General features: G+C 60.3%; 2 protein-coding genes. Both read right to left on the bottom strand.

Annotation, left to right across the window (positions count from 1 at the left end; genetic code table 11):
- The coding region (locus ACSIPU_RS30235) for a DUF4158 domain-containing protein (protein ID WP_219715962.1) at positions 1 to 1,113 on the bottom strand (1,113 nt) is incomplete at its 3' end.
- Positions 1,114 to 1,115: 2 nt separating this feature from the next.
- The gene (locus tag ACSIPU_RS30230) at positions 1,116 to 1,676 is read right to left on the bottom strand and encodes a recombinase family protein (RefSeq protein WP_000147567.1); all 561 of its coding nucleotides are present in this window, start codon (positions 1,674 to 1,676) and stop codon (positions 1,116 to 1,118) included.
- Positions 1,677 to 1,805 lie beyond the last annotated feature (129 nt).

The following is a 1,805-nucleotide window of genomic DNA, read 5'->3' as shown; positions in this document are numbered from 1 at the left end:
CGCGAGCTTCTGCGCCTCGGTGACGCTCTCGGCAAAGGAATCCCAGGACATGACGGCCTCGATGGCGGCAAACGCATCGCGGCCTGATTGCTTGGCGTCGATCAGCGCCTGACCGATGCGCCCGTACAGACGTACCTTGGCGTTGATGGCCTTGCCTGACGCCTGGAACTGCTGCTGATGCTTATTCTTGGCAGCGTTAAACAGCTTACCCAGGATGCGGTCGTGCAGGTCGATGATTTCGTCGGTGACGGTGGCCATGCCCTCGGTGGCCAGCGCCACGAGAGTGGCGTAGCGCCGTTGCGGCTCGAATTTGGCCAGGTCGGCGGGTGTCATCTGGCCGCCCTCGCGGGCAATCTTGAGCAGGCGGTTCTGGTGAACCAGCCGCTCGATGCCGGTAGGCAGATCGAGTGCCTGCCATGCCTTGAGGCGTTCGATGTGTTCCAGCATATGCCGCGAATTTGGCTTGGCCGGAGACTGGCGCAACCAAGCCAACCAGGTCGTCTTGCCGTTGTCCCGGCGCTTGAGCAGATCGTCGAGGCGGCGGCGATGCGCGTCCGCCAGTGGTTCGGCCAAGGCGTCGTAGATGCGCCGGTTAGCACGGGTGATCGCCTCGGCACTCGCCCGCTCGACGGCGTTGAGGGCGGGCAGAATGACCGACTGCCGCCGCAGGTGCCCGATCAAGGCGCTGGCCAGCACGATGCCTTTGTCGGTTTGCATCGCCAGCTCGGTCAGCATCTGGACGGCCTGCCGGTAATGGCTCATGGTGAAGGGCCGGAAACCGAACACGGTTTGCAGCTCGCTCAGGTGCTCGCGCCGGGTCTGCTCCCGCTGGCCGTACTCGTTCCAGCTTTCGACGCCGACCTTGAGCTGGTCGGCGACCAGCTTCAACAAGGGCGGGAACGGTAGTTCATCGACGCCCAGGATGACGCCGGGAAAGCGCAGGTAACAGAGCTGCACCGCGAAGCCCAGCCGATTGGCTGGCCCGCGCCGCTGTCGGATGATCGAGAGGTCGGTATCGTTGAATGTGTAATGTCGGATCAGGTCGTCCTTGGAGTCCGGCAACGCCAGCAGGCTTTCCCGCTCGGCGGCGGACAGGATGGAACGACATGGCATATTTACTGATCCGTTCTCAAGTATTGATACAGGGTTTCGCGACTGATTCCGAATTCACGAGCAAGCTTGGTCTTTTGCTCGCCAGCCTCGACACGTTGGCGCAGTTCGGCAATACGCTCAGACGACAGGGATTTCTTCCTGCCACGGTAAGCCCCGCGTTGCTTGGCGAGCGCAATACCCTCGCGCTGACGCTCGCGGATCAGGGCGCGCTCGAACTCGGCGAACGCGCCCATCACCGAGAGCATCAGGTTCGCCATCGGAGAGTCTTCGCCAGTAAAACTGAGGTGTTCCTTGACGAATTCGATATGCACGCCGCGTTGTGTCAGCGTTTGCACGATCCGGCGCAAATCATCGAGATTGCGCGCCAGGCGATCCATGCTATGCACCACCACGGTGTCGCCGGTGCGGGCGAAGCTTATCAGCGCTTCCAGTTGCGGACGCTTGACATCCTTGCCGGATGCCTTGTCGCTAAAAGCGCGATCAACCTTGACGCCTTCCAGTTGCCGTTCCGGGTTCTGGTCGAAGGTGCTGACCCTGATATACCCAATGCGCTGTCCAGTCATGGAATTCCCTGCAAAATGTCAGGGAAGACTCTATGACCTTCAACGAGATATGTCAATAAATTCAAAATTCAATCCTATCCTGACGCAATTTACACATGGCATCTGACATCAGGTTAGGGTATGCCTCAA

Source organism: Klebsiella sp. HN106 (assembly GCF_051209435.1).
GTDB lineage: Bacteria > Pseudomonadota > Gammaproteobacteria > Enterobacterales > Enterobacteriaceae > Klebsiella > Klebsiella oxytoca.
Note: the sequence above shows the minus strand (reverse complement) of the source record. Positions and strands in the feature narration are given on the sequence as shown.